At 67.2% G+C, this 23751-nt stretch carries 27 protein-coding genes; 11 read left to right on the top strand and 16 right to left on the bottom strand.

What is annotated here, in order from left to right; genetic code table 11:
• Positions 1-41 precede the first annotated feature (41 nt).
• The 4 genes from AC1VVG_RS08265 to AC1VVG_RS08250 form a co-directional block, all read right to left on the bottom strand.
• Positions 42-1100, bottom strand: a complete 1059-nt coding sequence (locus tag AC1VVG_RS08265; protein WP_034186955.1) for a sulfate/molybdate ABC transporter ATP-binding protein — start codon at positions 1098-1100, stop codon at positions 42-44.
• 13 nt (positions 1101-1113) lie between these two features.
• Positions 1114-2055, bottom strand: a complete 942-nt coding sequence (gene cysW, locus AC1VVG_RS08260) for a sulfate ABC transporter permease subunit CysW (RefSeq protein WP_034186956.1) — start codon at positions 2053-2055, stop codon at positions 1114-1116.
• A complete protein-coding gene (gene cysT, locus AC1VVG_RS08255; RefSeq protein ID WP_059557772.1) occupies positions 2052-2945 on the bottom strand; it encodes a sulfate ABC transporter permease subunit CysT in 894 nt (297 codons plus the stop codon). The genes cysW and cysT overlap by 4 nt, the downstream gene beginning before the upstream one ends.
• 121 nt (positions 2946-3066) lie before the next feature.
• Positions 3067-4104 (bottom strand): sulfate ABC transporter substrate-binding protein, encoded by a 1038-nt coding sequence (locus AC1VVG_RS08250; RefSeq protein ID WP_175026918.1) that lies wholly within the window; start codon positions 4102-4104, stop codon positions 3067-3069.
• A 264-nt stretch (positions 4105-4368) separates the two neighbouring features.
• On the opposite strand from AC1VVG_RS08250, the gene lexA reads away from it, so the two are divergent.
• Genes lexA through AC1VVG_RS08235 form a run of 3 tightly spaced genes read left to right on the top strand, consistent with a single transcriptional unit; the run spans position 4369 to position 6112 of the window.
• The gene (gene lexA / locus AC1VVG_RS08245; protein ID WP_006754655.1) at positions 4369-5016 is read left to right on the top strand and encodes a transcriptional repressor LexA; all 648 of its coding nucleotides are present in this window, start codon (positions 4369-4371) and stop codon (positions 5014-5016) included.
• Between the two features lie 26 nt (positions 5017-5042).
• Entirely contained in the window at positions 5043-5378 is a 336-nt protein-coding gene (locus AC1VVG_RS08240) for a hypothetical protein (protein WP_006476078.1), read from the top strand.
• A 29-nt stretch (positions 5379-5407) separates the two neighbouring features.
• The gene (locus tag AC1VVG_RS08235; RefSeq protein ID WP_482835476.1) at positions 5408-6112 is read left to right on the top strand and encodes a DUF2939 domain-containing protein; all 705 of its coding nucleotides are present in this window, start codon (positions 5408-5410) and stop codon (positions 6110-6112) included.
• An 83-nt stretch (positions 6113-6195) separates the two neighbouring features.
• On the opposite strand, the gene AC1VVG_RS08230 is transcribed toward AC1VVG_RS08235, so the two are convergent.
• The gene (locus tag AC1VVG_RS08230; protein WP_034186961.1) at positions 6196-6693 is read right to left on the bottom strand and encodes a universal stress protein; all 498 of its coding nucleotides are present in this window, start codon (positions 6691-6693) and stop codon (positions 6196-6198) included.
• Positions 6694-7025: 332 nt separating this feature from the next.
• On the opposite strand from AC1VVG_RS08230, the gene nodI reads away from it, so the two are divergent.
• Positions 7026-7940: a nodulation factor ABC transporter ATP-binding protein NodI gene (nodI, locus tag AC1VVG_RS08225; protein WP_034186962.1), complete on the top strand. Its 915-nt coding sequence runs from the start codon at positions 7026-7028 to the stop codon at positions 7938-7940.
• A gap of 6 nt (positions 7941-7946) precedes the next feature.
• Complete coding sequence (locus AC1VVG_RS08220) at positions 7947-8780, top strand: ABC transporter permease (RefSeq protein ID WP_034186963.1); 834 nt, start codon at positions 7947-7949, stop codon at positions 8778-8780.
• Positions 8781-8817: 37 nt separating this feature from the next.
• On the opposite strand, the gene AC1VVG_RS08215 is transcribed toward AC1VVG_RS08220, so the two are convergent.
• The 4 genes from AC1VVG_RS08215 to AC1VVG_RS08200 form a co-directional block, all read right to left on the bottom strand.
• Positions 8818-9240 carry a hypothetical protein gene (locus AC1VVG_RS08215; RefSeq protein ID WP_034186964.1) on the bottom strand — a complete coding sequence of 141 codons (423 nt, stop codon included), beginning with the start codon at positions 9238-9240 and terminating at the stop codon, positions 8818-8820.
• Between the two features lie 96 nt (positions 9241-9336).
• Positions 9337-10395 (bottom strand): permease, encoded by a 1059-nt coding sequence (locus AC1VVG_RS08210; RefSeq protein WP_034186965.1) that lies wholly within the window; start codon positions 10393-10395, stop codon positions 9337-9339.
• Positions 10392-11519, bottom strand: coding sequence for a tRNA 2-selenouridine(34) synthase MnmH (gene mnmH, locus AC1VVG_RS08205; protein WP_034186966.1), 1128 nt, complete (start codon positions 11517-11519; stop codon positions 10392-10394). The genes AC1VVG_RS08210 and mnmH overlap by 4 nt, the downstream gene beginning before the upstream one ends.
• Before the next feature lie 69 nt (positions 11520-11588).
• A complete protein-coding gene (locus AC1VVG_RS08200) occupies positions 11589-12536 on the bottom strand; it encodes a LysR family transcriptional regulator (protein WP_069705171.1) in 948 nt (315 codons plus the stop codon).
• A gap of 165 nt (positions 12537-12701) precedes the next feature.
• Between AC1VVG_RS08200 and AC1VVG_RS08195 the strand changes: the two genes are divergently transcribed.
• Positions 12702-14123: a M20 family metallopeptidase gene (locus AC1VVG_RS08195; RefSeq protein WP_034186967.1), complete on the top strand. Its 1422-nt coding sequence runs from the start codon at positions 12702-12704 to the stop codon at positions 14121-14123.
• A 35-nt stretch (positions 14124-14158) separates the two neighbouring features.
• Complete coding sequence (locus AC1VVG_RS08190) at positions 14159-15445, top strand: MFS transporter (protein WP_482835475.1); 1287 nt, start codon at positions 14159-14161, stop codon at positions 15443-15445.
• 77 nt (positions 15446-15522) lie between these two features.
• Here AC1VVG_RS08190 and AC1VVG_RS08185 read toward each other — a convergent pair whose 3' ends face one another.
• Together AC1VVG_RS08185 and AC1VVG_RS08180 are read right to left on the bottom strand one after the other, a co-directional pair.
• Complete coding sequence (locus tag AC1VVG_RS08185) at positions 15523-16575, bottom strand: NADP(H)-dependent aldo-keto reductase (protein ID WP_482835474.1); 1053 nt, start codon at positions 16573-16575, stop codon at positions 15523-15525.
• A gap of 146 nt (positions 16576-16721) precedes the next feature.
• Complete coding sequence (locus tag AC1VVG_RS08180) at positions 16722-17159, bottom strand: PaaI family thioesterase (RefSeq protein ID WP_034186970.1); 438 nt, start codon at positions 17157-17159, stop codon at positions 16722-16724.
• Between the two features lie 176 nt (positions 17160-17335).
• On the opposite strand from AC1VVG_RS08180, the gene AC1VVG_RS08175 reads away from it, so the two are divergent.
• Positions 17336-17824, top strand: coding sequence for a winged helix-turn-helix transcriptional regulator (locus AC1VVG_RS08175; RefSeq protein ID WP_034186971.1), 489 nt, complete (start codon positions 17336-17338; stop codon positions 17822-17824).
• Between the two features lie 139 nt (positions 17825-17963).
• The gene (locus AC1VVG_RS08170) at positions 17964-18587 is read left to right on the top strand and encodes a phospholipase D family nuclease (protein ID WP_482835473.1); all 624 of its coding nucleotides are present in this window, start codon (positions 17964-17966) and stop codon (positions 18585-18587) included.
• A gap of 150 nt (positions 18588-18737) precedes the next feature.
• On the opposite strand, the gene AC1VVG_RS08165 is transcribed toward AC1VVG_RS08170, so the two are convergent.
• Positions 18738-18953, bottom strand: coding sequence for a hypothetical protein (locus AC1VVG_RS08165; RefSeq protein WP_124607994.1), 216 nt, complete (start codon positions 18951-18953; stop codon positions 18738-18740).
• 263 nt (positions 18954-19216) lie between these two features.
• Here AC1VVG_RS08165 and AC1VVG_RS08160 point away from each other — a divergent pair, with 263 nt between their 5' ends.
• Positions 19217-20188 carry a sensor domain-containing diguanylate cyclase gene (locus AC1VVG_RS08160; RefSeq protein WP_343726783.1) on the top strand — a complete coding sequence of 324 codons (972 nt, stop codon included), beginning with the start codon at positions 19217-19219 and terminating at the stop codon, positions 20186-20188.
• Positions 20189-20253: 65 nt separating this feature from the next.
• Here the strand turns inward: AC1VVG_RS08160 and AC1VVG_RS08155 are convergent, their stop codons facing one another.
• The 4 genes from AC1VVG_RS08155 to AC1VVG_RS08140 form a co-directional block, all read right to left on the bottom strand.
• On the bottom strand, positions 20254-20727 hold the full coding sequence (locus tag AC1VVG_RS08155; RefSeq protein ID WP_034186975.1) for a VOC family protein: 474 nt from the start codon (positions 20725-20727) through the stop codon (positions 20254-20256).
• Between the two features lie 178 nt (positions 20728-20905).
• Complete coding sequence (locus AC1VVG_RS08150; RefSeq protein ID WP_034187034.1) at positions 20906-21445, bottom strand: hypothetical protein; 540 nt, start codon at positions 21443-21445, stop codon at positions 20906-20908.
• Between the two features lie 103 nt (positions 21446-21548).
• Complete coding sequence (locus tag AC1VVG_RS08145; protein ID WP_366917816.1) at positions 21549-21788, bottom strand: hypothetical protein; 240 nt, start codon at positions 21786-21788, stop codon at positions 21549-21551.
• A gap of 190 nt (positions 21789-21978) precedes the next feature.
• Positions 21979-22287, bottom strand: coding sequence for a hypothetical protein (locus AC1VVG_RS08140; protein WP_034187035.1), 309 nt, complete (start codon positions 22285-22287; stop codon positions 21979-21981).
• A 185-nt stretch (positions 22288-22472) separates the two neighbouring features.
• Between AC1VVG_RS08140 and AC1VVG_RS08135 the strand changes: the two genes are divergently transcribed.
• Positions 22473-23216 carry a DUF695 domain-containing protein gene (locus AC1VVG_RS08135; protein WP_059557786.1) on the top strand — a complete coding sequence of 248 codons (744 nt, stop codon included), beginning with the start codon at positions 22473-22475 and terminating at the stop codon, positions 23214-23216.
• The last annotated feature ends 535 nt before the right edge of the window (positions 23217-23751 follow it).

Genomic DNA, 23751 nt, shown 5'->3' with positions numbered 1-23751 from the left:
CGATTCGGAGCATGTCCCGCCCCCTGCCCTGTATTGTCTCGTCAACGCGCGGGAAAGACACGCACCGCGCGCGGCACGGCCGTCGCACCGTCGCCGACCTGCAGCGACAGCGCACGCCATGCATCGCGATCCAGTTCCGCCTCGAGCGCGCCGCCCGCGCGCGCCTCGAGCTCCACGCGCACCGAACCGCCGAGCGGGATCACGCGGCGCACGTCCACCGCGATGCCGTCCCGGTGCCCTTCGCCCGCCGGCCACAGCTGCAGGTCGTGCGGTCGCACGTAGGCATTCGCGGGGCCGGCGAAATCGGCGTCGACCTCGATCGGCGCGGCCGCGCCCTCGGCCACGAAGCCGCGCCCGGCCACCGTGCCCGGCAGCCGGTTCGCCGCGCCGAGGAACTCGTACACGAACGCGCTTTGCGGATGATCGTAGACGTCCTGCGGGCTGCCGACCTGCTCGACGTGGCCGCGGTTCAGCACGACGATGCGGTCCGCGACTTCCAGCGCCTCCTCCTGGTCGTGCGTGACGAAGATCGTCGAGATGTGCAGGTCGTCGTGCAGCCGGCGCAGCCAGCCGCGCAGCTCCTTGCGGACCTTCGCGTCGAGCGCGCCGAACGGCTCGTCGAGCAGCAGCACCTTCGGCTCGACCGCGAGCGCGCGGGCGAGCGCGATACGCTGGCGCTGGCCGCCCGACAGTTCGGACGGATAGCGCTGCGCGAGCCAGTCGAGCTGCACCAGTTTCAGCAACTCGTGCACCTTCTCGCGGATCACGGCTTCCGACGGCCGCTCGCGGCGCGGCTTCACGCGCAGCCCGAACGCGACGTTCTCGAATACGGTCATGTGGCGGAACAGCGCGTAGTGCTGGAACACGAAGCCGACCTGGCGGTCGCGCGCGCCGACCGACGCGACGTCGAGCCCCTGCAGCACGACCTGGCCGGCGTCCGCGTGCTCGAGGCCCGCGATCACGCGCAGCAGCGTGGTCTTGCCGCAGCCGGACGGCCCGAGCAGCGCGACCAGCTCGCCCGGCGGAAAGTCGAGCGAGACGTTGTCGAGCGCCGTGAAATCGCCGAAGCGCTTCTGAAGGTTACGGACGGTGATACCCATTCTGGTTGCCTCTTTACGATTTCGACGAAACGGCGGCGGGGCCGGCATGTGCGGGCGCGGTGTCGCTCGCGCCGGCCAGTTCGGCGGCGAGATGACGCTCGGCGATCAGCTTCAGCGCGAGCGTGACGAGCGCGAGCAGCGCGAGCACCGACGCCACCGCGAACGCCGCCGCGAAGTTGTATTCGTTGTACAGGATCTCGACGTGCAGCGGCATCGTGTCGGTCTGGCCGCGGATATGGCCCGACACGACCGACACCGCACCGAACTCGCCCATCGCGCGCGCATTGCACAGGATCACACCGTACAGCAGGCCCCACTTCACGTTCGGCAGCGTCACGCGGCGGAAGATCTGCCAGCCCGACGCGCCGAGCACACGCGCGGCCTCCTCCTCGTCGGTGCCTTGCGCCTGCATCAGCGGGATCAGCTCGCGCGCGACGAACGGGAACGTGACGAAGATCGTCGCGAGCACGATGCCCGGCACCGCGAAGATGATCTGCACGTCGTGGTTCTGCAGCCACGGCCCGAGCCAGCCCTGCGCGCCGAACAGCAGCACGTACACGAGGCCCGAGATCACCGGCGACACCGAGAACGGCAGGTCGATCAGCGTCGTCAGCAGCGCCTTGCCGCGGAATTCGAACTTCGCGATCGCCCACGACGCGCACACGCCGAACACGAGGTTCAGCGGCACGGCGATCACGGCGACGGTCAGCGTCAGCTTGATCGCCGACCACGCGTCGGGATCGGCCAGCGATTCGAGATAGAAGCCGACGCCCTTGCGCAGCGCCTCGACGAACACCGCGGCGAGCGGCACGACGAGGAAGAACGCGAGGAACGCCAGCGCGATGCCCGTGAGCAGCCAGCGCACGACGCGCGACTCGCTGACGGGATCGAGCCGTTTCGTGGCGCGCACGGCCGGCGACGGGGTTTTCAGCACGACGGTGGCCTCCTGGCTCATTGCTGGCCTCCTGCCGCGACGGCGGCGACGGTGACGGGCGCGGGGCCGCTTGCGCCCTTGCTCGTCCGCCGCTGCAGATACCACTGCAGCGTGTTGATCAGCAGCAGCATCAGGAACGACACGACCAGCATCACGACCGCCAGCGCGGTCGCGCCCGCGTAGTCGTACTGCTCGAGCTTCGTGATGATCAGCAGCGACGTGATCTCGGATTTCATCGGCACGTTGCCGGCGATGAAGATCACCGAGCCGTATTCGCCGAGCGCACGCGCGAATGCGAGCGCGAAGCCGGTGAGGAGCGCCGGCAGCACGGCCGGCAGCACGACGCGGCGGAACGTGAGCCAGCGCGACGCGCCGAGGCATGCGGCCGCTTCCTCCTGCTCGCGCTCGAAATCCTCGAGCACCGGCTGCACGGTGCGCACGACGAACGGCAGCCCGATGAAGGTCAGCGCGACCAGCACGCCGGCCGGCGTGAACGCGATCTTGATGCCGAGCGGCGCGAGATACTGGCCGACCCAGCCGTTGGTCGCGTAGACGGCCGCGAGCGAGATGCCGGCGACCGACGTCGGCAGCGCGAACGGCAGGTCGACGATCGCATCGACGAGGCGCTTGAACGGGAACGTGTAGCGCACGAGCACCCACGCGACGAGGAAGCCGAACACGGCGTTGATCAGCGCGCCGCCGAGCGCGGCCGAGAACGTCAGCCGGTACGACGCGAGCACGCGCGGCGACGTGACGGCGGTGACGAACTGGTCCCACGACAGCGTCGCGGTCTTCAGGAACGTGGCGGCGAGCGGGATCAGCACCACGAGGCTCAAATAGGCCACCGTGATGCCGAGTGTCACGCCGAAACCGGGCAGCGCGCTCGGCTTGCGAAAGGTGTACGTCGTCATCGGATGCTCTTGCTGGGTCGATGCTGCTCACGGGTCCGACGCAAACGCCGGCGCAGTGAATCGCGCCGGCGGGCCGTCGGGGAGGCGGCGCGCTGCGTGGCGCGCCGCTGTCGTTATGGCGTTACTGCGGCTTGTAGATCGAGTCGAACACGCCGCCGTCCGCGAAATGCGTCTTCTGCGCATTCGTCCAGCCGCCGAACGTGTCGTCGACCGTGTACAGCTTCAGCTTCGGGAACTGCTTCGTCAGTTCCGCCGGCACGTTCTTCGAACGCGGCCGGTAGTAGTTGCGCGCCGCGATCTCCTGGCCCTGCGGGCTGTACAGGAAGTTCAGGTACGCTTCGGCCAGCTTGCGCGTGCCCTTCTTGTCGACCACCTTGTCGACCACCGCGACGGGCGGCTCGGCCAGGATGCTCACCGACGGCACGACGATCTCGAACTTGTCGGTGCCGAATTCCTTCACCGACAGGAATGCCTCGTTTTCCCACGCGATCAGCACGTCGCCGATGCCGCGCTGCACGAAGCTCGTCGTCGCGCCCCGCGCGCCCGAATCGAGCACGCCGGCGTTCTTGTAGAGCTTCGTGACGAATTCCTTGGCCGTCTGCTCGTTGCCGCCCGGCTTGTGCACCGCGTACGCCCATGCCGCCAGGTAGTTCCAGCGTGCGCCGCCCGACGTCTTCGGGTTCGGCGTGACGATCGAGATGCCCGGCTTGGTCAGATCGTCCCAGTCCTTGATCCCCTTCGGATTGCCCTTGCGCACCAGGAACACGATCGTCGACGTGTACGGCGACGCGTTGTCGGGCAGGCGCTTCTGCCAGTCCTTGTTCACGAGCCCCTTGTTCGCGAGCGCGTCGATGTCGTACGCGAGCGCCAGCGTGACGACGTCGGCCTGCAGGCCGTCGAGCACCGAGCGCGCCTGCGCGCCCGACCCGCCGTGCGACTGCTTGAAGTTGACGGTCTCGCCCGTCTTCGCCTTCCACTCCTTGCCGAACGCCTGGTTGAAGTCCTGATACAGCTCGCGCGTCGGGTCGTACGACACGTTCAGGAACGTCGTATCGGCCCGGGCATGCGTCGCGACGCCCAGCGCCGCCGCCGCGCCCAGCGCGAGTGTTGCGATCAGGCGGCCCACTCCGCCCACCAGCCCCGTATTGCGCTTCGCCATCCTTGGTTCTCCAGTGTTGTCGGTATTGCGATGTCGGGCCAGTCTAGCGAACGGGTTACATGATTAAAAATAATCGTTCCTCATTTTTTAATACTCAAAAGTGCTAACGCAGACGGGACGGACGGTTGCGGCAGATAAACCGCCGTCGGGGCGTCGCAAAATCACGCCGGAACCGGCGCGATCGCGTCGAACCTCACGTAACACTTGAAATTCGCGAAGTACTGTATAAAAATACAGCTCACTGTCTATCCATACAGTTGAGCCATGACCAAACTCACCGCCCGTCAGCAGCAAGTGTTCGACTTGATCCGTCGCGCGATCGAGCGCTCCGGATTCCCGCCCACCCGTGCCGAGATCGCGGCCGAGTTGGGCTTCAGTTCGCCGAATGCGGCCGAGGAGCACCTGCGCGCGCTGGCGCGCAAGGGCGTGATCGAGCTGGCCGCCGGCGCGTCGCGCGGCATCCGCCTGCTCGGCATCGACGACGCCCCGCATCAGTTCACGCTGCCGCACGCCGGCCTGATGCAGCTGTCGCTGCCGCTCGTCGGCCGCGTCGCGGCCGGTAGCCCGATCCTCGCGCAGGAGCACATCTCGCAGCACTACGCGTGCGATCCCGCGCTGTTCACGAGCAAGCCCGACTACCTGCTGAAGGTGCGCGGCCTGTCGATGCGCGACGCCGGCATTCTCGACGGCGACCTCCTCGCCGTGCAGAAGCGCACGGAGGCAAAGGACGGCCAGATCATCGTCGCGCGTCTCGGCGACGACGTCACGGTCAAGCGCCTGATGCGCCGGCCTGGCGGTCTCGAGCTGATCGCGGAGAACCCGGATTACGAAAATATCTTCGTCAAGGCCGGCAGCGCGGAGTTCGCGCTGGAAGGCATCGCCGTCGGACTGATCCGATCAGGCGAACTCTGACATTCCGTCTCGCTGAGGAGAACATCATGGAACGCCTTGCCCGTCTGCTGCCTTTCCGTCAATTCGGCCGCCTGCGTCATCTGCGCGGCCGCACGCCCTGCGCACCGCTGTCCGCGGCCGCGCCCGTGCAAGAAGAAGTCGCAGTCGAACGGCAGGCGTCCCTGCTGCCGTCGGCGCTCCCCGCGTTCGCGCGGGTATCGCTGAACGCCGGCCTGAATCATGCGGAACCCGCGCGCCGGGCGCCGGTGCGCGTCTATCACGGCCGTTCGCGGCTGATCATGGTCGGCACGATCGACGCCGTATGCCGGATGATCGACCGCTGCATCGCGGAGGAACGATCGGCTACGCCGGGTGGTCTCTGATTGCGGAACATCCCCGCACCGGAGGCAACGTGACTGGATCGTCGGGCCGCGCATGGCGGCTCAAGCCCCTGCTGATCGTCGTGCTGGCCGTCGCCGTCGTGGCGGCGGTCGGCTACGCGTACGCGTCGCCGTACGTCGCGCTCGGTCGCCTGAAATCGGCGATCGACGCGCGCGACGCGCAGGCCATCAGCGAATACGTCAATTTTCCGTCGCTGCGCATCAGCCTGAAGCAGCAGGTGACGGAAGAGTTGATGCGCCGGATCGACGCGGTGAAGAAGAACAATCCGTTCGCGGTGATCGGCGCGCTGATCGGGTCCGCACTGATCGGCCCGCTGGTCGATGCGTACGCGACGCCGGAGGGCGTGGCCGCGCTGATGAGCGGATTGCCGCCGCGCGGCAATCCGGGCGAGCGTCCGCCCGAATGGTCGAATCAGCCGCAAGTCGATGCGTCAGCCGACACGCCCGCCCGTCCGGCGCCGGCGAGCGCCGCCGGCCCCGTCAGCAACGCGGCCGCAACAGCTGCGTCATCACCCGCATCCACGTCTGCCGCGCCGGCCAGCGCGGGCGATGCAACGCATCCGCCGCATCAGCAGCAAACCAGCGCGGGATACCGGAATATCGATGAATTCGTCGTCACGTACCAGCGCACCGCCGACGGCACGCGCTATGCGGCGATATTCCACCGCTTCGGCCTGTTCTCGTGGAAATTGTCCGCGATCGACCTGCACGCGTAGCAGGCTGCGCGGTACCCGCACCGCTGATGCAGCGGCGCCCGACCGGCTCGCAGCGCCGGTCGGGCCGTCATCGCATCATTCGATCATTTGCCGTTCGCGATGGCCGCTTCACGCTCGCGCGCGATTTCTTCCTTCTGCTCCTGCGCGGACGAACACGCCACCAGGATGCTGCAGTTCACGCGATCGAGCAGCTGCGTATTGCCCGACCCCATCCACCATCTCGACAGCCCGCTGCGGCACCGGTGGCCGACGACGACGAGATCGACCTTCAGTTCCGTCGCGAGATTCGCGATTTCGTCGATCGGATAACCGAATGCGAAATGGCCTTCGGCCTGCACGCCGCGCTCACGCAGCCAGTTCACGCCTTCCTGCAGGATTTCCCGCGCGGTTTCCTCGAACCGGCCGCACGCGACGTCCGTCAGCAGACCTGCGCTTTGCGCAATGCTCGAACGCATGTCGACAACCGACAGCAAGTGCGTCTCCGCCTTCAGGTCCATTGCGAGATTGGCACCGCAGCGCAGTGCCTTGCGCCCTTCGAGCGTGCCGTCGTAACACAGCAAAATCTTGTTGTAACTGGCCATGAAACCTCCCTATCGCGACAACGAGCCTACGCATTCATCATGGTGCGCCGCAATTCAGGATGCAAGGGATGGAAAACGCTGATTCGCCCCGCTCGGCGCGTGCGCGATGATGCAGTGCACGATCGGTGCCCGCATGCATCGCACCGTGCAGGCATGCCCTGAAGAGACGCAGCCGATGCACTAGAATGGCCCGTTCGTACTCCAGCGGGCCATCGCCACGCCGGCGTCGCGCGCTTCGGTCATGCCCGTGTGACACGCATTCGCGCGATCCGTTCGCTTGCCGGCCACGCATCGGATAGCCACGCGCGCCCGCTTACAACGACAACATGCCCATGTCCGTCGCACCGATCGATTTCCGCAACGTCGAAAAACGCTATGGCGACAAGCTCGTCGTCAACGGCCTGTCCTTCAACGTGCAGGCCGGCGAATGCTACGGCCTGCTCGGCCCGAACGGCGCCGGCAAGACCACCACGCTGAAGATGCTGCTCGGCCTCGCGCATCCCGATGCCGGCACCATTTCCCTGTGCGGCGAACCGGTTCCGTCGCGTGCGCGGCATGCACGCCAGCGCGTCGGTGTCGTCCCGCAGTTCGACAATCTCGACCCCGACTTCACCGTCCGCGAGAATCTGCTCGTGTTCAGCCGCTATTTCGGGATATCGGCGCAAGCCGCGCGCGCACTCGTGCCGCCACTGCTCGAATTCGCGAAGCTCGAGAGCAAGGCCGAGGCGAAGGTCGGTGAACTGTCGGGCGGCATGCGGCGTCGCCTCACGCTCGCCCGCGCGCTCGTCAACGATCCCGACGTGCTGGTGCTCGACGAACCGACGACGGGCCTCGATCCGCAAGCGCGGCACCTGATGTGGGAGCGCTTGCGCTCGCTGCTCGCGCGCGGCAAGACGATCCTGATCACCACGCACTTCATGGAAGAAGCCGAACGCCTGTGCGACCGGCTATGCGTGATCGAGGAAGGCCGCAAGATCGCCGAGGGCGCGCCGCACGCGCTGATCGAATCTGAGATCGGCTGCGACGTGATCGAGATCTACGGGCCGGATCCGGCCGCGCTGCGCGACGAGTTGTCGGCATTCGCGAAGCGCACCGAGATCAGCGGCGAGACGCTGTTCTGCTATGTGAGCGACGCGGAGCCGCTCAGCGCGAGACTCAAGGGTCGCACGGGGTTGCGCTATCTGCACCGCCCGGCCAATCTGGAAGATGTATTCCTGCGGCTCACGGGCCGCGAAATGCAGGACTGATCGATCATGGACGTGCGCAACTATTCCGCCGCCACACCGTCCGCGCCTTCGCGCGAATCACGCTTCGCGATCGCGATGCCCGCGAACGCCACCAACTGGATTGCCGTCTGGCGCCGCAACTATCTCGTCTGGCGCAAGCTCGCGCTCGCATCGATGTTCGGCAATCTTGCCGATCCGATGATCTATCTGTTCGGGCTGGGTTTCGGGCTCGGCCTGATGCTCGGCCACGTCGACGGGGTGTCGTATATCGCGTTCCTCGCGGCCGGCACGGTCGGGTCGAGCGTGATGATGTCCGCGAGCTTCGAGTCGATGTATTCGGGTTTCTCGCGGATGCACGTGCAGCGTACCTGGGAAGCGATCATGCATACGCCGCTCGCGCTCGGCGACATCGTGCTCGGCGAGATCGTCTGGGGGGCCAGCAAGGCGATGCTGTCGGGGGTCGCGATCATGCTGGTCGCGGGTGCGCTCGGCTATGCGCGATTTCCGTCGATGCTCGCGGCGCTGCCCGTGATCGCGCTCGCGGGCCTCGCGTTTGCCAGCGTCGCGATGATCGTGACGGCGCTTGCGCCGTCCTACGATTTCTTCATGTTTTATCAGACGCTCGTGCTGACGCCGATGCTGCTGCTGTCGGGCGTGTTCTTCCCGATCACGCAGTTGCCGCCGGTCGCGCAGCACGCCGCCCAGGCGCTGCCGCTCGCGAACGCGGTCGAACTGATCCGGCCCGCGATGCTCGGCCGCCCGGCAACCGACATCGCGTTGCACGTCGCGGTGCTCGCCGGCTACGCGGTCGGCGGATTCGTGCTGTCCGCGTGGCTGTTCCGGCGGCGGATGATGCGCTGACGGCCGGCGCACCAGGCGCCGGTCTGATGCGACGACGTTACTCGTCGTCGTCGCTCCACGGGATCTCGACGTCGGTCAGGAACGCGACGGTCGCGAGCGGGCCGCCTTCCTGGCGACCGAGCTTGCCGTCCGCGCGATGCCATTCGACGCGGAACTGCGTACCCGGATCGTCGGCCACCAGATAGACCGAGCGCAGCTCTTCCTTGTCGGCCTCCTCCACCGGGCCGTCGAACGACACCAGCATCTTCTGCGGCCACACGCCATTGACGGGATCGTAAATGCGGTCGCCCTGCGGAATGTCGATGCTGGCCTCGACGCCGATCGTTGCGGAGGCCTCGATGATCATCGTGCCGAGTGCGTTCAACACGGCAGTCGCCCGCGCGGAATTGGCCTGGCGGATCGCGAGATCGCCGCGCGTCAGCGCCTTTTCGAGTCGAGGATGAATCTTCGGTTGGGTCATGCGTTTTCCTGTTTGCTTCTTGTAAAGGGCACCGCGCGCGTGAAGCGGCGGCGCCGGATGAATATGAATACGGCTATCGCACCGGGCCTGCGCGCGTCAGAACCCGAGCGCGAGCGCGAGCAAGCCGCTCACGATCCCGAATACGACAACGAGCGTCGCGACGATCGCCAGCATGTACGGCTTGAACGAGCGCGCGAGCATCGCGAGCGACGGCACGCTGATCGGCGGCAGCGTCATCAGCAGCGCGGCGGCCGGGCCGACCCCCATGCCGAGCGACAGCATCGCCTGGATGATCGGCACCTCGCCGGCCGTCGGGATCACGAACAGCATGCCCGCGACCGCGAATGCGACGATCCAGCCGAGATGATTGCCGATGTCCGGGCCGATATGCGGGAACAGCCATGCGCGCGCGGCGCCAAGCAGCAGCACGAGCACGATGTATTCGGGCACGAGTCGCACGGCCATGCGCGCGAGCAGCTTCACCCAGCGGACGAACGGATTGCCGGCCGCGGCCTGCTCGGCCGCCAGCGCGGCGAGCTGCGCATCGTCGATGCTGCGGTCTTCAGGCCGCGCGATGCGGTTCAGCAGATAGCCGATCCCGAACACCATCGCGATACCGAGCACGAGGCGCAGCGCGCTCCAGTGCCAGCCGAGCACGAAACCCATGAACACCAGCGCGGCCGGGTTCAGCACCGTGTTGCCGAGCCAGAACGCGACCGCGCCGCCCGGCGACGCATGGCGTGCGCGCAGCCCCGCGACGACCGGCGCCGCGCAGCACGTGCACATCATCCCGGGCAGCGACAGCAGGCCGCCCGCGGCAACGCTGCCGAATCCGGTCCGGCCCAGCACGCGCGCGACCCAGTGCGCGGGCAGCAGCGCCTGCACGGCCGAGCCGAGCAGCAGGCCGAGCACCATCGCCTGCCAGATCGCCTTGCCGTACGCCCAGGCGTAGTCGAGCGCGGCCTTCAACGACGGCTCGGGGGCGCTCGCCGACGTGCCCATCAGGATCGACTGGCCGATCGAATGGTGCTCGGCGGCGACGAACGCCTTGTTGTAGTACGGAAACCATTTCACATAGAACAGCCCCGCGACCGCGATCAGCAGGAAGGTCATCCAGCCGAGCGCCGGATTGGGTTGGGTGCGTGTGGTCGTCATCGTGTAGTCGTCGATTGGTCTTTGTCGGTTTTGGATTGCGTGCCTGCGGCAAGCGCGGCCGATGCGGGCAACCCGGCTCGCGCGAGTTCTGCCAGCAGCGTGCGCGCCTGATCGCGCACGTCGGCGGCGTTGGGCCGGAACGTGAACGTCAGCGCCCGGTTCGGCTTGTTGTAGACCGCGCGGTAGGTTCGTGCGTAGGCGGGATCGTAATGCCTGTCGATCAGTTCGGTGAACAGTTCGGCGCGCGCGTTCGCATCGATCAACGCCTTCCAGTGCGTCACCTGTTCACGGCTATGCAGGCCGATCAGCCGATGAAGTTGCGCCTTGAACGCGTCCGGTTCGTCGAACAGGTGCGCGTAATCGTCGAGAAGGAACGCGATCCGTTCGTCGTGCGCCGCCTCGACATGTACCCACGGGCCGGCATGAAACGCTTCGATCAGCGCGATCGGCAACTGCACGAGCCCGATCCTGCGGCTTTCCGATTCGACGAACACCGGCCATTCGGGGTCGAAACGTGCAAGCGTTTCGACGAGCCCCGAATCGAACCCCTTCTGCGCGGGCTGCGGCTTGCCCGGCAGCGCGCCGAGCAGCGAGCCGCGATGGCACGCGAGCGCCTCGAGATCGAGCGTCTGTGCGCCTACGTCGCGCAATGCGTTCAGCAGGCGCGTCTTGCCGCAGCCGGTATGGCCGACGAGCGCGATGTAGCGAAAGCGCGTCGGCAGCGAATCGAGCGTCGCGCACACCGACTGGCGGTACGACTTGTACCCGCCGTCGAGCTGGCGCGCCTTCCAGCCGATCAGGTTGAACCAGGTCGTCATCGAACCCGAGCGCTTGCCGCCGCGCCAGCAGTAGATCAGCGGCCGCCAGTTGCGCGGCCGGTCGGCGAACGTCGTGTCGAGATGGCGCGCGATGTTGCGCGCGACCATCGCCGCCCCGACGCGCGTCGCCTCGTACGGCGATACCTGGCGGTACATCGTGCCGACGAGCACGCGCTCCTCGTTGCTGAGCACGGGCGCGTTCAGCGCGCCGGGGATATGATCCTCGGCGAACTCGAGCGGCGTGCGCACGTCGATGATCTCGTCGAACTCGCCGGCGCGATCGAGGGTGACAATCAGGTTCTTCAATTTGGCGTCGAACAGGGGCGATGCGGCTCGAAGAGCCGCATGGGCACGGAAGGCGGATTGACGATTATCTCACGGCCGGCGTCTCGGGCCGCGCTCGGCCGTCGGCGGCGTCGATGCAACCCGCATCGCGTCGATCAGGTGGTCGCGGAACGCACGTACCGACGCGGGCAGATCGCGCCCCGCCATCGTCTGCACCTGGATGCTGCGCTCGCGCAGCTGCGGGTTCGTCACGGGCACGACGACGAAACCGTCCGCATCGAAACGGTCGCGTACCGACAGCAGCCCCGTGAACATCACCGCCCCCGTGCGCCGCGCGTAGCCGTACATCGCCGCCGTGTTGTTGCTCGTCAGTTCGGGCTCGAGCAGCAGCCCGTCGAGCGCACACGCAATGTCGATCAGCTGGCGCACCGTCGTGCCGGCCTCGGGCAGCACATGCGCGTGCCGCGCGACATCGGCGAGCGACACCGCGTCGCGCGTCGCGAGCGGATGATCGTGCCGCACCAGCGCGAAGACCGGCGCGCGCTCGGTATGCTCGACGCGCACGCCCTTCTCCGGTGCAAGACTGAACGTCAGCGCGATGTCCGCATCGCCGTCGCGCACGCGCCGCGTCGCTTCCGCCGGCGACACGACCCACATGGTGAAATCGACGCCCGGGTGGCGCGCCTTGAAGCTTGCGAGCGCGCCGGGCAGAAAATCGATCGCGAACCCTTCGGAACACGCGATCTTCAGCAGGCTGCCGTGCAGCGCGTCGAGGCCGCCGATGTCCTTCATCACGTGCTCGGCTTCCAGCAGGCTGCGCTGCGCGAACGCCAGCAGCCGCTCGCCGGCCTCCGACAGCGCCATCCCGCGCGGCCGCCGCTCGAAGAGCGGCGCGCCGAGCTCGCTCTCGAGCTTCGCGATCTGCCGGCTGATCGCCGACACGGCCACGTGCAGCCGCGCGGACGCGTCGCTGATCGAGCCGGTGCGCGCCACTTCGACGAAATACCGCAACGCCAGGCCATGCAGGAAAGCCGCCATCGTTCTGTCTCCGCGCCGCATCCGGCCGCGCCGCTTTGCCTTTTCGGCAAAGAAAGGTTCGAAATTCGATCATTGTGACAAAAAAAACGACTTCCTAGAATCGATCGCACTTCACGTTGCATGCGCGGTCCGCGCGTGTAGCGCCCCCGTCAGAGGAGATACGACTTGAGCCGTACCGCCGCCATCCAGCACGCGCTGAACCAGTTCGAATCCGGCGCGTTCTTCACGACCCTGAGCCGCCGCGTCGGCCTGCGCACCGAAAGCCAGGACAGCGGCAACGACGCCGCGCTGCGCGCGTACCTGACCGACGAGATCGCACCCGAGGCCGCCCGCCTCGGCTTCACCTCGCGGATCGTCGACAACCCCGTCGCTGGCGGCGGCCCGTTCCTGCTCGCGTCGCGCCATGAAGACGATGCACTGCCGACCGTGCTGATCTACGGCCACGGCGACGTCGTGCGCGGCTACGACGCGCAGTGGCGCGCGCCGCTGTCGCCGTGGACGCTGACGGCCGACGGTGACCGCTGGTATGGCCGCGGCAGCGCCGACAACAAGGGCCAGCACACCATCAACCTCGCCGCGCTCGCAAGCGTGCTCGACGCACGCGGCGGCCGGCTCGGCTTCAACGCGAAACTGCTGATCGAAATGGGCGAGGAAACGGGGTCGCCGGGGCTCGACGCGCTGTGCCGCCAGGCGCGCGACGCGCTCGCGGCCGACGTGCTGATCGCGTCCGACGGCCCGCGCATCGCCGCCGCGCGCCCGACCGTGTTCCTCGGCTCGCGCGGCTCGGTCAACTTCAAGCTGAGCCTGCGCGCCCGCGACGGCGCACACCATTCCGGCAACTGGGGCGGGTTGTTGCGCAATCCGGCGATCGTGCTCGCGCATGCGCTTGCGAGCCTCGTCGACGCACGCGGCGCGATTCGCGTCGAGGGACTGCGCCCGCCGCCGATCCCGGCCGCCGTGCGCGACGCGCTCGCCGACCTTTCCGTCGGCGGCGGCCCGGGCGACCCGGCCCTCGATGCCGACTGGGGCGAGCCCGGCCTCACCGCGGCCGAGCGCGTGTTCGGCTGGAACACGTTCGAGATCCTCGCATTCAAGGCCGGCAATCCCGAGCATCCCGTCAACGCGATCCCGCCCGTCGCGTACGCGCACTGCCAGTTGCGTTTCGTCGTCGGCACCGACTGGGAAGCGCTGCATGCGCACCTGCGCGCGCACCTCGACGCGCACGGGTTCACCGACATCGAAATCGACGTCGAACGCGGCGCGCCGGCCACGCGTGTGCCGCCGGACGATCCGTGGGTCCGCTGGGCCGTCGCGTCGCTGGCGCGCACCACCGGCAAGAAGCCCGCGATCCTGCCGAATCTCGGCGGCACGCTGCCGAACGAGGTGTTCGCCGACACGCTCGGGCTGCCGACGCTATGGGTGCCGCACTCGTACCCGGCGTGCTCGCAACACGCACCCGACGAGCACCTGCTCGCGAGCGTCGTCAGCGAGGGGCTGCAGATGATGGCCGGCCTCTTCTGGGATCTCGGCGACGACGCGCCGCCCGTTCGCCGCGCGGCATCCGCCGCGGCCGGCGCTGCCCTGTAACGCGCTTTGCTCCTTTCTCGGGACCTGCCCATACGATGAACACGACCACCCTGACCTCGCAGGACGCCGCCCGCCCCAGCGCGGCGAAGATCCGGCGCATCATCTTCGCGGCGTCGATCGGGAACGCGCTCGAATGGTTCGACCTGATCGTCTACGGTTTCTTCGCGGTGACGATCGCCAAGCTGTTCTTCCCCGCGACGAGCGAAGCGACGTCGCTGATGCTGACGCTCGGCACGTTCGGGCTGTCCTACCTGATCCGGCCGATCGGCGGTTTCGTGCTCGGTGCCTATGCGGACCGCGCGGGCCGCAAGGCATCGCTGCTGCTGTCGATCGCGATGATGATGGCCGGCACGTTGCTGATCGCGCTGATGCCGACCTACGCGTCGATCGGCATTCTCGCGCCGCTCGGGATCATGCTGTCGCGGTTGATGCAGGGCTTTTCCGCCGGCGGCGAATTCGCGAGCTCGACCGCGTTCCTCGTCGAACACGCGCCGCAGCGGCGCGGCTTCATGTCGAGCTGGCAGTTCGCGAGCCAGGGCCTCGCGACGCTGCTCGCGTCGGGCTTCGGCGCATTGCTGACGGCCACGCTGACACCCGCGCAGCTCGAAAGCTGGGGCTGGCGCGTGCCGTTCCTGTTCGGGCTCGCGATCGGCCCGGTCGGGCTGTATATCCGCCGTTATGTCGACGAAGGCGTCGAGTTCAAGACGCAGGCGCGCTCCGAAGCGCCGGTGCGCGAGCTGTTCGCGGAGCAGAAGGTGCGGGTGCTGCTGTCGATCGGCGCGCTCGTGATCTCGACCGCGATCAACTACATGATCCTGTACATGCCGACTTACGCTATCAAGCAGCTCGGGCTGCCTGCGTCGACCGGATTCGCGGCAACGCTCGCGACCGGCTTCGTGCTGACGCTCGTCACGCCGGTCGTCGGCCATCTGTCAGACAGCACCGGGCGCATCCGCATGATGGCGGCCGCGGCACTGCTGATGCTCGTCACCGTGTGGCCGACGTTCGCGTGGCTGACACATCACGCGTCGTTCGCGACGATGCTCGCCGCACTGGTCTGGATCGGCGTGCTGAAGGCGATGTACTGCGGCACGCTGCCGGCGCTGATGGCCGAACTGTTCCCGTCGCAGACGCGCGCAACGGGGCTCGCGGTCAGCTACAACACGGGCGTCACGTTGTTCGGCGGCTTTGCGCCGTTCATGATCACCTGGCTGATCAGCGCGACCGGCAACCGGCTGTCGCCCGCGCTCTATCTGATGGGCTGCGCGGTGCTGAGCCTCGCCGCGCTGTTCGTCGCGCGCACGCGGCTCAAGATGCGATAACCCGGGCAGCGGCAGCGCATCGCTGCGCCGCCGGCGCGGCCCGTCGCGGCATCGCTGCCGCCCGGGCCGCGCGTCGTTTACGGCGCCGGGTTCGGCTGCCGTTCGTGCAGCGCGTCGATCTCGGCAAGGATCTCGTCGGACAGTTTCACGTCGATGCTGCCGATGTTCTCCTTCAACTGCTCGAGCGACGTCGCGCCGACCAGGTTGCTGCGCACGAACGGCCGGCTGTTGACGAACGCGAGCGCGAGCTGCGCGGGCGACAGCCCGTGGCGCTGCGCGAGCGCGACGTAACGCGACGTCGCCTCGACGGCCTGCGGCTTGCTGTAGCGCTGGAAGCGCTCGAACAGCGTGATGCGCGCACCGGCCGGACGCGCGCCGTTCTCGTACTTGCCGGACAGCCAGCCGAACGCGAGCGGCGAGTACGCGAGCAGGCCCACGCCGTCGCGATGCGTGAATTCCGACAGCCCGTTCTCGAACGTGCGGTTCAGCAGGCTGTACGGATTCTGGATGCTCGCGATACGCGGCAGCCCGAGTTTCTCGGCCGCGCGCAGGAACTGCGCGACGCCCCACGGCGTTTCGTTCGACACGCCGATCGCGCGCACCTTGCCGGCCTTCACGAATTCCGCGAGCACACCGAGCGTTTCCTCGATCGGCACCGTGTAGGCGTCGTCGACCCACGGATACGCGGGACGGCCGAACGTCGTCGTGCTGCGATCGGGCCAGTGCAGTTGATAGAGGTCGACATAGTCGGTCTGCAGCCGCTTGAGACTGCCGTCGAGCGCTTCGGTCAGGTTCTTGCGATCGAACTGGTTGCCCTCGCCGCGGATATGGCGCGGGTTGTGCGGCTGCCGCGCGGGGCCCGCGATCTTCGTCGCGAGCACGATGCGCTCGCGCTGCGCACGATGCTGAGCGAGCCAGGTGCCGATGTACTGCTCGGTGCGGCCTTGCGTGTCGGGCTTCGGCGGCACCGGATACATCTCCGCGGCATCGATCAGCGTCACGCCCTGCGAGATCGCGTAGTCGATCTGCTCGTGCGCGTCGCGCTCCGAGTTCTGTTCGCCCCACGTCATCGTGCCGAGCCCGATCAGGCTGACCTCGATGCCCGAATCGCCGAGTGTGCGGTATTCCATGCTGTTCCTGTCGCGTCGGTGGAAAGCAGAAACGCTATCACATTGAAGCGACCGCTTCAGATGTGCGCCGCGCACGCTTACAAGCCGCCTTCGACGCCGCCCGGCGCGTCCCCCGCGGGCCCGAACGGCAGCGTTGCGGCCCGCCGTTACTGCGGCCGCTGGATAAAGCAGGTCGCCGACGCATGCGCGACGATCTTGTCGTCCGGCGTCTTCAGCGTCCCCTCGGCGACGCCCAGCGAACGCGACAGGTGAATCACGCGCCCTTCCGCGACCAGATCGACGTCGCGCGGCACCGGCCGCAGCATCTTCACGTGCAGGTCGACCGTGCCGTAGCCGACGCCCGCGTCGAGCATCGAATGCACCGCGCACCCCGTGACCGAATCGAGCACCGTCGCGGCGAACCCGCCATGCACGCCGCCGAGCGGATTCAGGTGACGGCCGTCCGCCCGCGCGGAAAACTTCACGTAACCGAGTTCGACGTCGAGCGGGCGCATCGGAATCGTCTCGGAAATCGACGCGAGCGGCGCATCGCCCGAGACGGCTGCGCGCAGCAGATCAAGACCTGACAGGGAAAGCGGATTCATCGGGTTGTCTCCGGGTTGAAAGCGCGTCGCCGCGCGAGTAAGTTCTAAATTGGAACTCATTATTGACAACGATGCCGGCCGTTGTCAACGCAGCCGCGCCTGTGACAATCGAAGGCGGGTTCTATAATCGAACCCGCTATTTCGCTGAACCGCAGCAAGACGCAAGAGACTCGACGATGAAATGGGATGACATCGGCACGCTGAACTGTTCGGTCGCGCGCGCGCTCGCCGTGCTCGGCGACCGCTGGACCATGCTGATCCTGCGCAACGCGTTCCTCGGCTGCCGCCGCTTCGATGCGTTCCAGACCCAGCTTGGCCTCACGCGCCACGTGCTGGCCGAACGGCTCGCGCGGCTCGTCGACGAAGGCGTGCTGGTCAAGCGTGCGTATCAGGAGCGGCCGCCGCGCTTCGAATACCGGTTGACGGACAAGGGCCGCGACCTCTATCCGGCGCTGCTGGCGCTGACGGCATGGGGCGATCGCTGGAAGGACGACGGCCAGGGGCCGCCGGTGCAATTGCGCCACCGTACCTGCGGCCAGCTGATGCATGCGGTCACCGTTTGCTCGGCCTGCGGCGAACCACTCGATGCGCGCGACGTGCAACCCGAGCCCGGCCCCGGGTGGATCGCTGCGCGCGAAACCGGCACGCCGACAGTCGAGGATTGACGCGCGACGCAACTTCACTGCATCGGCTCTGCACGAATGAACATCGCGCGCGACATCGCGTCGCGATACGCGCGTGACCGCGCTGCTACGTCTGCGTTACACTCACGGCCCGCTGTCTCGAAATTATTCGCTGTCCAAGATGTTGTCGCGCAATCGCCTCGCCGCTGCCTGTCTCGCCGCCTCCCTGCTCGCCACACCCTTCGCCGCCTTCGGCAAGACGCAAAGAGAATCGCTGCTCCAGCAGGCGATCGACCTCGTGTCGCGATGGCTGCCGACGCCCACGCATGAAGCGCCCGCGACGCAGGTGGTCGAATCGGCGTTCTCGCCCGACGGCGGCGCCGAGGCACTCGTGCTGAAAGCGATCGGCGCCGCGCGCAGTTCGATCCGCGTGGCCGCGTATTCGTTCACGTCGCCGCCCGTCACGCGCGCACTGCTCGACGCGAAGCGACGCGGCGTCAATGTCGCGGTGGTCGTCGACGACAAGGGCAACCGTGCCAAGAGCAGCAAGCAGGCACTGAACCTGCTCGTCAACGCCGGCATCCCGACCCGCACGATCGACACCTATGCGATCCACCACGACAAGTACCTCGTGATCGACGCCGAGCACGTCGAAACGGGTTCGTTCAACTATTCCGCGTCGGCGGCCAGCCGCAATTCGGAAAACGTCGTCGTGGTCTGGAACAATCCGCAACTCGCGTCGCGCTACCTCACGCACTGGCAAAGCCGCTTCGACCAGGGCGCGCCGTACCGCTCCAGCTACTGACGCACGCCACGGGCTGGGCGCCGCTTCCCGATACCCCGCGCTCGCACCGCCGTGATGCAGATGATCGGCGAGCGTGACGCGACGCTCAATTCGGCCGAATGGCCAGTCGCCGCTTCACGCCTCGAACGACATGCGCGCCGGACGGCGCATTCAATGGATTTCAGCGATCCGTCCTGTCGCGGCACCGGCCTGCGTGGTCGGGACACAGCGGTTCGCGTGCCCGTCCACGCTGCTTGCCGGCGTCGTCGACACACCAGGCAGCGCATTGCGCACGCAATCCGTGCTGAACGCCAGGGTGTTCTGAACCATCGGGTAAAGAAGATACAGCGCAAATGCGAGATAACCCGCGTACAGAATTCGAACCATGGGGCGGTGGGATGCGAAGAACGATTGGACTCGCCCTATTTACGGCATTGCACCGCGCACCTTGAGACATCGCGCAGCCGATTCTGCATCGTGATGCAACGCAGACGCATGCCACCCGCTTCTCACTGCATCTGCGTCGATCGGGACAGCGTCGGGAATGCCCGTCACCGAGGGGCGGGTTGGCGACGCGCCGAATAATGCGCGATACTGTCCAACATACGATCCCGTGACCGGCCTTGCAGCCGGGACAAGCGACCAGGCCCATGCAAATCGCACCGAAACCGGCCAACGAGGCGGCTCGACTCGACGCGCTGCATTCGCTGTCGATCCTCGACACGCCGCCCGAAGAGCGATTCGACCGCTTGACGCGTCTCGCGCGCCGGCTGTTTGACGTACCGATCGCGCTCGTCAGCCTCGTCGACGAGAATCGTCAGTGGTTCAAGAGCCACGCGGGCCTCGACGCCACGCAAACATCGCGCGACGTATCGTTCTGCGCGCACGCGCTGCTCGCGGGCGACACGATGGTCATCCAGGACGCGCGGAACGACGGCCGCTTCCACGACAACCCGCTCGTCACCGGCACACCGGGCATCCGCTTCTACGCCGGCCGGCCGCTCGCGGCACCGAACGGCGCCCCCATCGGCACGCTCTGCCTGATCGACACGCGGCCGCGTTCGCTCGAACCCGAAGAACTCGCCCTGCTCGGCGATCTCGCCCACATGACGGAACGCGAAATCGCTGCGCTGCATTTCGCGACCACCGACGAACTCACGCAACTGACGAACCGGCGCGGCTTCGAGATCCTCGCCCGTCATGTGCTGAGCCTGTGCGACCGCCTCGGCCGTCACGCGGTGCTGCTGTTCTTCGACCTGAACGGTTTCAAGGCGATCAACGATCGCTTTGGCCATGCCGAAGGCGATCGTGCGCTCAAGACGTTCGCCGACACGTTGACCGGTGCGCTGCGCGACAGCGACGTGATCGCACGGCTCGGCGGCGACGAGTTCGTCGTGCTGCTGAGCGCCACCGATCCGGCCGACGTCGTCGAGCCGGTCGAACGCGTGACGCAGGCGCTCGCCTTGCGCAATGCGGCCGACGCACGCGGCTACGCGATCCGGTTCAGCGTCGGCCACGTCGCGTACGATCCCGCCCGCCATCCGGGCGTGGCCGACCTGCTCGCATCGGCCGATCAACTGATGTACGAGGACAAGCAGCGCGGCAAGATGACCGGCGCGTAACCGCGGCAAGCCGGCCGCGGGTACTTGCCGCCGCCCCGCCGTTCAGCCGCGGGGGCGCCGCTGCGTCAGCTCCCGCAGGGCGGCGCGCTGGCCATGGCCTCCGCGATCTGCTCGGGCGTCAGGTCGCGCTGATGCGTCGCGAGTGACCAGCGATGGCCGAACGGATCCTCGACCTGGCCGTAACGATCGCCCCAGAACATGTCGGCGGCCGGCATCGTGACCGTCGCACCGGCTGCGACCGCCTTCGCGATCGCCGCATCGGTGTCCGGTACGTACAGATGCAGGCAGACCGACGTGCCTTTCAGCGCCTTCGGCCCGAGCGCGCCGTGTTCGGGCATTTCATCCACCAGCATCAGCGTCGAATCGCCAATCGTGAGGCACGCGTGCGCGAGCCGGCCGTCAGGCATTGCCAGGCGAAACTGTTCGACTGCATTGAATGCGCGCTTGTAGAAGTCGATGGCGGCTGTCGCGCCGGCGCAGATCAGGTGCGGCGTCAGCGTGCGCATCCCTTCCGGGATCGGTTTGACGGACGTGGACATGGGTGTCGCTCCTTCAGTCGGTTGTCGTGTCGAAAATCGGGACGGACGCGCGATGCGCACGCCTCCGATGCTACGACGGACGACCACGGCGGAATTCGACACGACGCCCCGCCTATTTTTTGTTTTTTCGCATCGCGGGTCGCGCGAGCGCCCGAATCGGGCGCCGTCACCCCCGCCGTCACCCCATTCGGTCGGCCCGCTCATCAGGCGCGCCGAACTGACGGCGGCATGCCTCCAGCAATCCGGCCACCGCGTCGAGTGGAAGATCGACAAACCGGGCAATCGGCAGCATCACGCCACCCGGCACCCTGGTGCGCGACGAATGCGGCGAGAACTGGTAGCCGATGTAGCGATTTCCGGCCACGCTGATGATCCGGAATTCGGTGACGTCGCGCCATGGCGTGACGGGTTTTTCACGCGCGGCCCCGATCAGCCTGAAGCCTGTCTCGTCGATATGCAGCGCCATCTTGCGCCGCGACGCGAAGAAGAAGGCCGCGCTGGCCAGCGCCAGCATCGCGGCCAGCGCCGCCACGGGCCAGAGTGCCGGATCGGCCGCATAACCGCACAGGCTCGCCACGGCCAGCACCGCACACACCACCGCCCTTCTCTTCAGGCTCCTGCCATCGACCGCCAGCGTCATCGGCAACTGGCCGATGACCGTTCCCTCGGCGGGATCGACATGCAGGCCGGAATCGTCTGTTACGTGTTCGTCGTTCATTACTCGCTGGCTCGCGTCGACGGCAACCGGCCCATCGACGCGGGTGCCCAATCAGGATTCCAGTCTTGCTTACGCGGCATGCGCCCCGCGCCGACGGCGCCGGTCAATTGCACACCTTGACGGTACCGTTGGTCGTGCACTGACCGACGGCCCAGTGACTCTGCCCTGCCAGATGAGGTGCCATGCCCATGCCGCGAATCGGCTCTGCCGGCGACGCTGCCGGCACGGCTGCCGATGCGGTCTCGGGCGACGGCGGCGGAAGCGACGCTTCGGGCGCGGCCTGGCAGGCTGCGAGCGCCAGACAAAGCGCGGATCCCAACGGAGCGATAACAGGCCTGGACATGATCTCGTACGCGTTTGCGCGATTCGATTCGGATACCGGCTCGCCGAACCTCGCGCGCCCCTCCTGACCGTTAGGCGCAACCCGCATGCAGTATGGCGACGATTCGATACTACGCCTCGCGACCAGTGTCGTGCTAGCGGCCGTTCGGCCAGGTTCCGCAGTCGACGCCGCAGCGCGCGCGCCGGTCCGCTCAGATTTGCGGAAGATCGCGCAACGTGCGCGACTCGCTCGTTGCATCGATGTCGAGCTCGATGCCTTCCGACGCGTCGCGATACAGCACGCGTTTCAGCCTGGGCCCGATCGCGGTGGCGTCCGATGCCGAAAAGATCGCGCGGACATCGCTGCCGGACGCAAGCGCGCGTGCCACGTCCGCCACCGGCGCCTCGCTCGGCGTCGCCGCCCACGACCGATCGGCCGGATTCACGGCCGCCCAGCGCACGTGCGTCACGCGCGCGCTGAGCGGATCGATTCGGACACCATTCACCGCAAACATCGACATCGGAATCTCCTTCGGATTTTTCTCGCGGCCCGCCACACGCCTGCGGAAAGCCGCAGTCGGCCGCGGCTATCGCCGACGTTCGCGCGCGGCACGCGATCATGCGCGCGTCGCTGCCCACGCGATTTTCGATGATACATTGGGACGCTTTGCAACCGTCAACAGACAATCGTGTACGGGAGAAACACATGACCGACGCCTGGGGAACCTTCCCTGCCAGAATGGGCGACCATCAGGCTTTCATCAGCTTCAACCACAGCTTCGCGGAAATCGCCGAAGGCGATCCGCGCACGTCGCTGCTCACCGTGCGCGTTCCGTTCGCGCATCCGACGCCCGAAGGCCTGCCGGCCGGCGACGAATTCGCCGACCTGGCAAAGATCGAGGATCTGCTGGACACGGCGATCACCGCGAAAGGCGGCGTGCAGGTCGGCCGCATCACCGTCGACGGCAACCGGGATTTCCTGTTCTACGTGCCGTTCGACGAAGAGGCTGCGGCCGAGATCGTCGACGCGCTGGCCGAACAGACGACCTACGCGCTTCAGTACGCGCACCAGGACGATCCGGACAAGGCATCGTACTGGCAGACCCTATACCCGACCGACGACGACTGGCAGATGATGCGCGACATGCGCGTACTGGATGCGCTGCGGCAGAAAGGCGACGCCAGCGACGTGAGCCGGCGTGTGATGCACTGGGCGTACTTCCCGGACCCGAGCGACGCGCACCAGTTCGCGGACTGGGCCGAAGGGAAAGGCTATCCGGTCGAGTCGGTCGCGCCGACCGAGGACGGCAAGTCGGCCGTACGGTTTTCGCACGAAGGCACGATGGCGCTGGCCGACATCACGCGTCACACGATCGCGATCAATCGCGAGGTGCGTTCACTCGGCGGGGAATACGACGGATGGGAAACCAGCGTCGAACAGGCTGGCTGAGCGGATTGGCATGGCCGTCGCGCACGACGTGACGCGACGCGTCCGGCGCAAAAAACATCCCGGCAGCGTTGTGACACGCCGCCGGGATCAAGGCATCGCCGGCCGAAACCGGCGATGGGCCTGAGGGTTCGCTCAGGCACGAGGAAAACGATGCGTGCGGATCAGGCGAACGGTTGCCGAGGCGCGCCGTGGGTGCCATCGCGCAGCCTGCCGAACGCCTGTCCGGTTCCGCCGACGCGGTCTTCCGGCGTCGGACGGGCAAAAAGCCCCCGCTCCTGCGCGAGCGAGCGGGGAAATAGTTGACCGGGCCGGGGAAGAACGGTCAACCGGCCAAATTGTGATCGCGGGTCACAAGACGGTCTGTGCGGCAACTCACCCTTTGATGACATGCGGCAACGGGCGACAGCCTCATGAGCCGGGCGCGAAATTCCCGGTCGATTGCCGGGCGATACTCGGGTATGTCGACGATTCAGGAAATTTCTGCCTTCATTGAACGGCATGGCCATGCGGCCCACCAGGTCGGCAGCGATTTTGA

This window comes from Burkholderia sp. L-4, assembly GCF_056856535.1.
The sequence above is the reverse complement of the archived record's forward strand: the minus strand, read 5'-3'. Positions and strand labels throughout refer to the sequence as shown.

Coding starts and splice junctions, on each gene's coding strand:
- AC1VVG_RS08265 (WP_034186955.1), bottom strand. CDS start 1,100: ATGGGTATCACCGTCCGTAACCTTCAGAAGCGCTTCGGCGATTTCACG.
- cysW (WP_034186956.1), bottom strand. CDS start 2,055: ATGAGCCAGGAGGCCACCGTCGTGCTGAAAACCCCGTCGCCGGCCGTG.
- cysT (WP_059557772.1), bottom strand. CDS start 2,945: ATGACGACGTACACCTTTCGCAAGCCGAGCGCGCTGCCCGGTTTCGGC.
- AC1VVG_RS08250 (WP_175026918.1), bottom strand. CDS start 4,104: ATGGCGAAGCGCAATACGGGGCTGGTGGGCGGAGTGGGCCGCCTGATC.
- lexA (WP_006754655.1), top strand. CDS start 4,369: ATGACCAAACTCACCGCCCGTCAGCAGCAAGTGTTCGACTTGATCCGT.
- AC1VVG_RS08240 (WP_006476078.1), top strand. CDS start 5,043: ATGGAACGCCTTGCCCGTCTGCTGCCTTTCCGTCAATTCGGCCGCCTG.
- AC1VVG_RS08230 (WP_034186961.1), bottom strand. CDS start 6,693: ATGGCCAGTTACAACAAGATTTTGCTGTGTTACGACGGCACGCTCGAA.
- nodI (WP_034186962.1), top strand. CDS start 7,026: ATGTCCGTCGCACCGATCGATTTCCGCAACGTCGAAAAACGCTATGGC.
- AC1VVG_RS08220 (WP_034186963.1), top strand. CDS start 7,947: ATGGACGTGCGCAACTATTCCGCCGCCACACCGTCCGCGCCTTCGCGC.
- AC1VVG_RS08215 (WP_034186964.1), bottom strand. CDS start 9,240: ATGACCCAACCGAAGATTCATCCTCGACTCGAAAAGGCGCTGACGCGC.
- AC1VVG_RS08210 (WP_034186965.1), bottom strand. CDS start 10,395: ATGACGACCACACGCACCCAACCCAATCCGGCGCTCGGCTGGATGACC.
- AC1VVG_RS08200 (WP_069705171.1), bottom strand. CDS start 12,536: ATGGCGGCTTTCCTGCATGGCCTGGCGTTGCGGTATTTCGTCGAAGTG.
- AC1VVG_RS08190 (WP_482835475.1), top strand. CDS start 14,159: ATGAACACGACCACCCTGACCTCGCAGGACGCCGCCCGCCCCAGCGCG.
- AC1VVG_RS08185 (WP_482835474.1), bottom strand. CDS start 16,575: ATGGAATACCGCACACTCGGCGATTCGGGCATCGAGGTCAGCCTGATC.
- AC1VVG_RS08180 (WP_034186970.1), bottom strand. CDS start 17,159: ATGAATCCGCTTTCCCTGTCAGGTCTTGATCTGCTGCGCGCAGCCGTC.
- AC1VVG_RS08175 (WP_034186971.1), top strand. CDS start 17,336: ATGAAATGGGATGACATCGGCACGCTGAACTGTTCGGTCGCGCGCGCG.
- AC1VVG_RS08170 (WP_482835473.1), top strand. CDS start 17,964: ATGTTGTCGCGCAATCGCCTCGCCGCTGCCTGTCTCGCCGCCTCCCTG.
- AC1VVG_RS08165 (WP_124607994.1), bottom strand. CDS start 18,953: ATGGTTCGAATTCTGTACGCGGGTTATCTCGCATTTGCGCTGTATCTT.
- AC1VVG_RS08160 (WP_343726783.1), top strand. CDS start 19,217: ATGCAAATCGCACCGAAACCGGCCAACGAGGCGGCTCGACTCGACGCG.
- AC1VVG_RS08155 (WP_034186975.1), bottom strand. CDS start 20,727: ATGTCCACGTCCGTCAAACCGATCCCGGAAGGGATGCGCACGCTGACG.
- AC1VVG_RS08150 (WP_034187034.1), bottom strand. CDS start 21,445: ATGAACGACGAACACGTAACAGACGATTCCGGCCTGCATGTCGATCCC.
- AC1VVG_RS08145 (WP_366917816.1), bottom strand. CDS start 21,788: ATGTCCAGGCCTGTTATCGCTCCGTTGGGATCCGCGCTTTGTCTGGCG.
- AC1VVG_RS08140 (WP_034187035.1), bottom strand. CDS start 22,287: ATGTCGATGTTTGCGGTGAATGGTGTCCGAATCGATCCGCTCAGCGCG.
- AC1VVG_RS08135 (WP_059557786.1), top strand. CDS start 22,473: ATGACCGACGCCTGGGGAACCTTCCCTGCCAGAATGGGCGACCATCAG.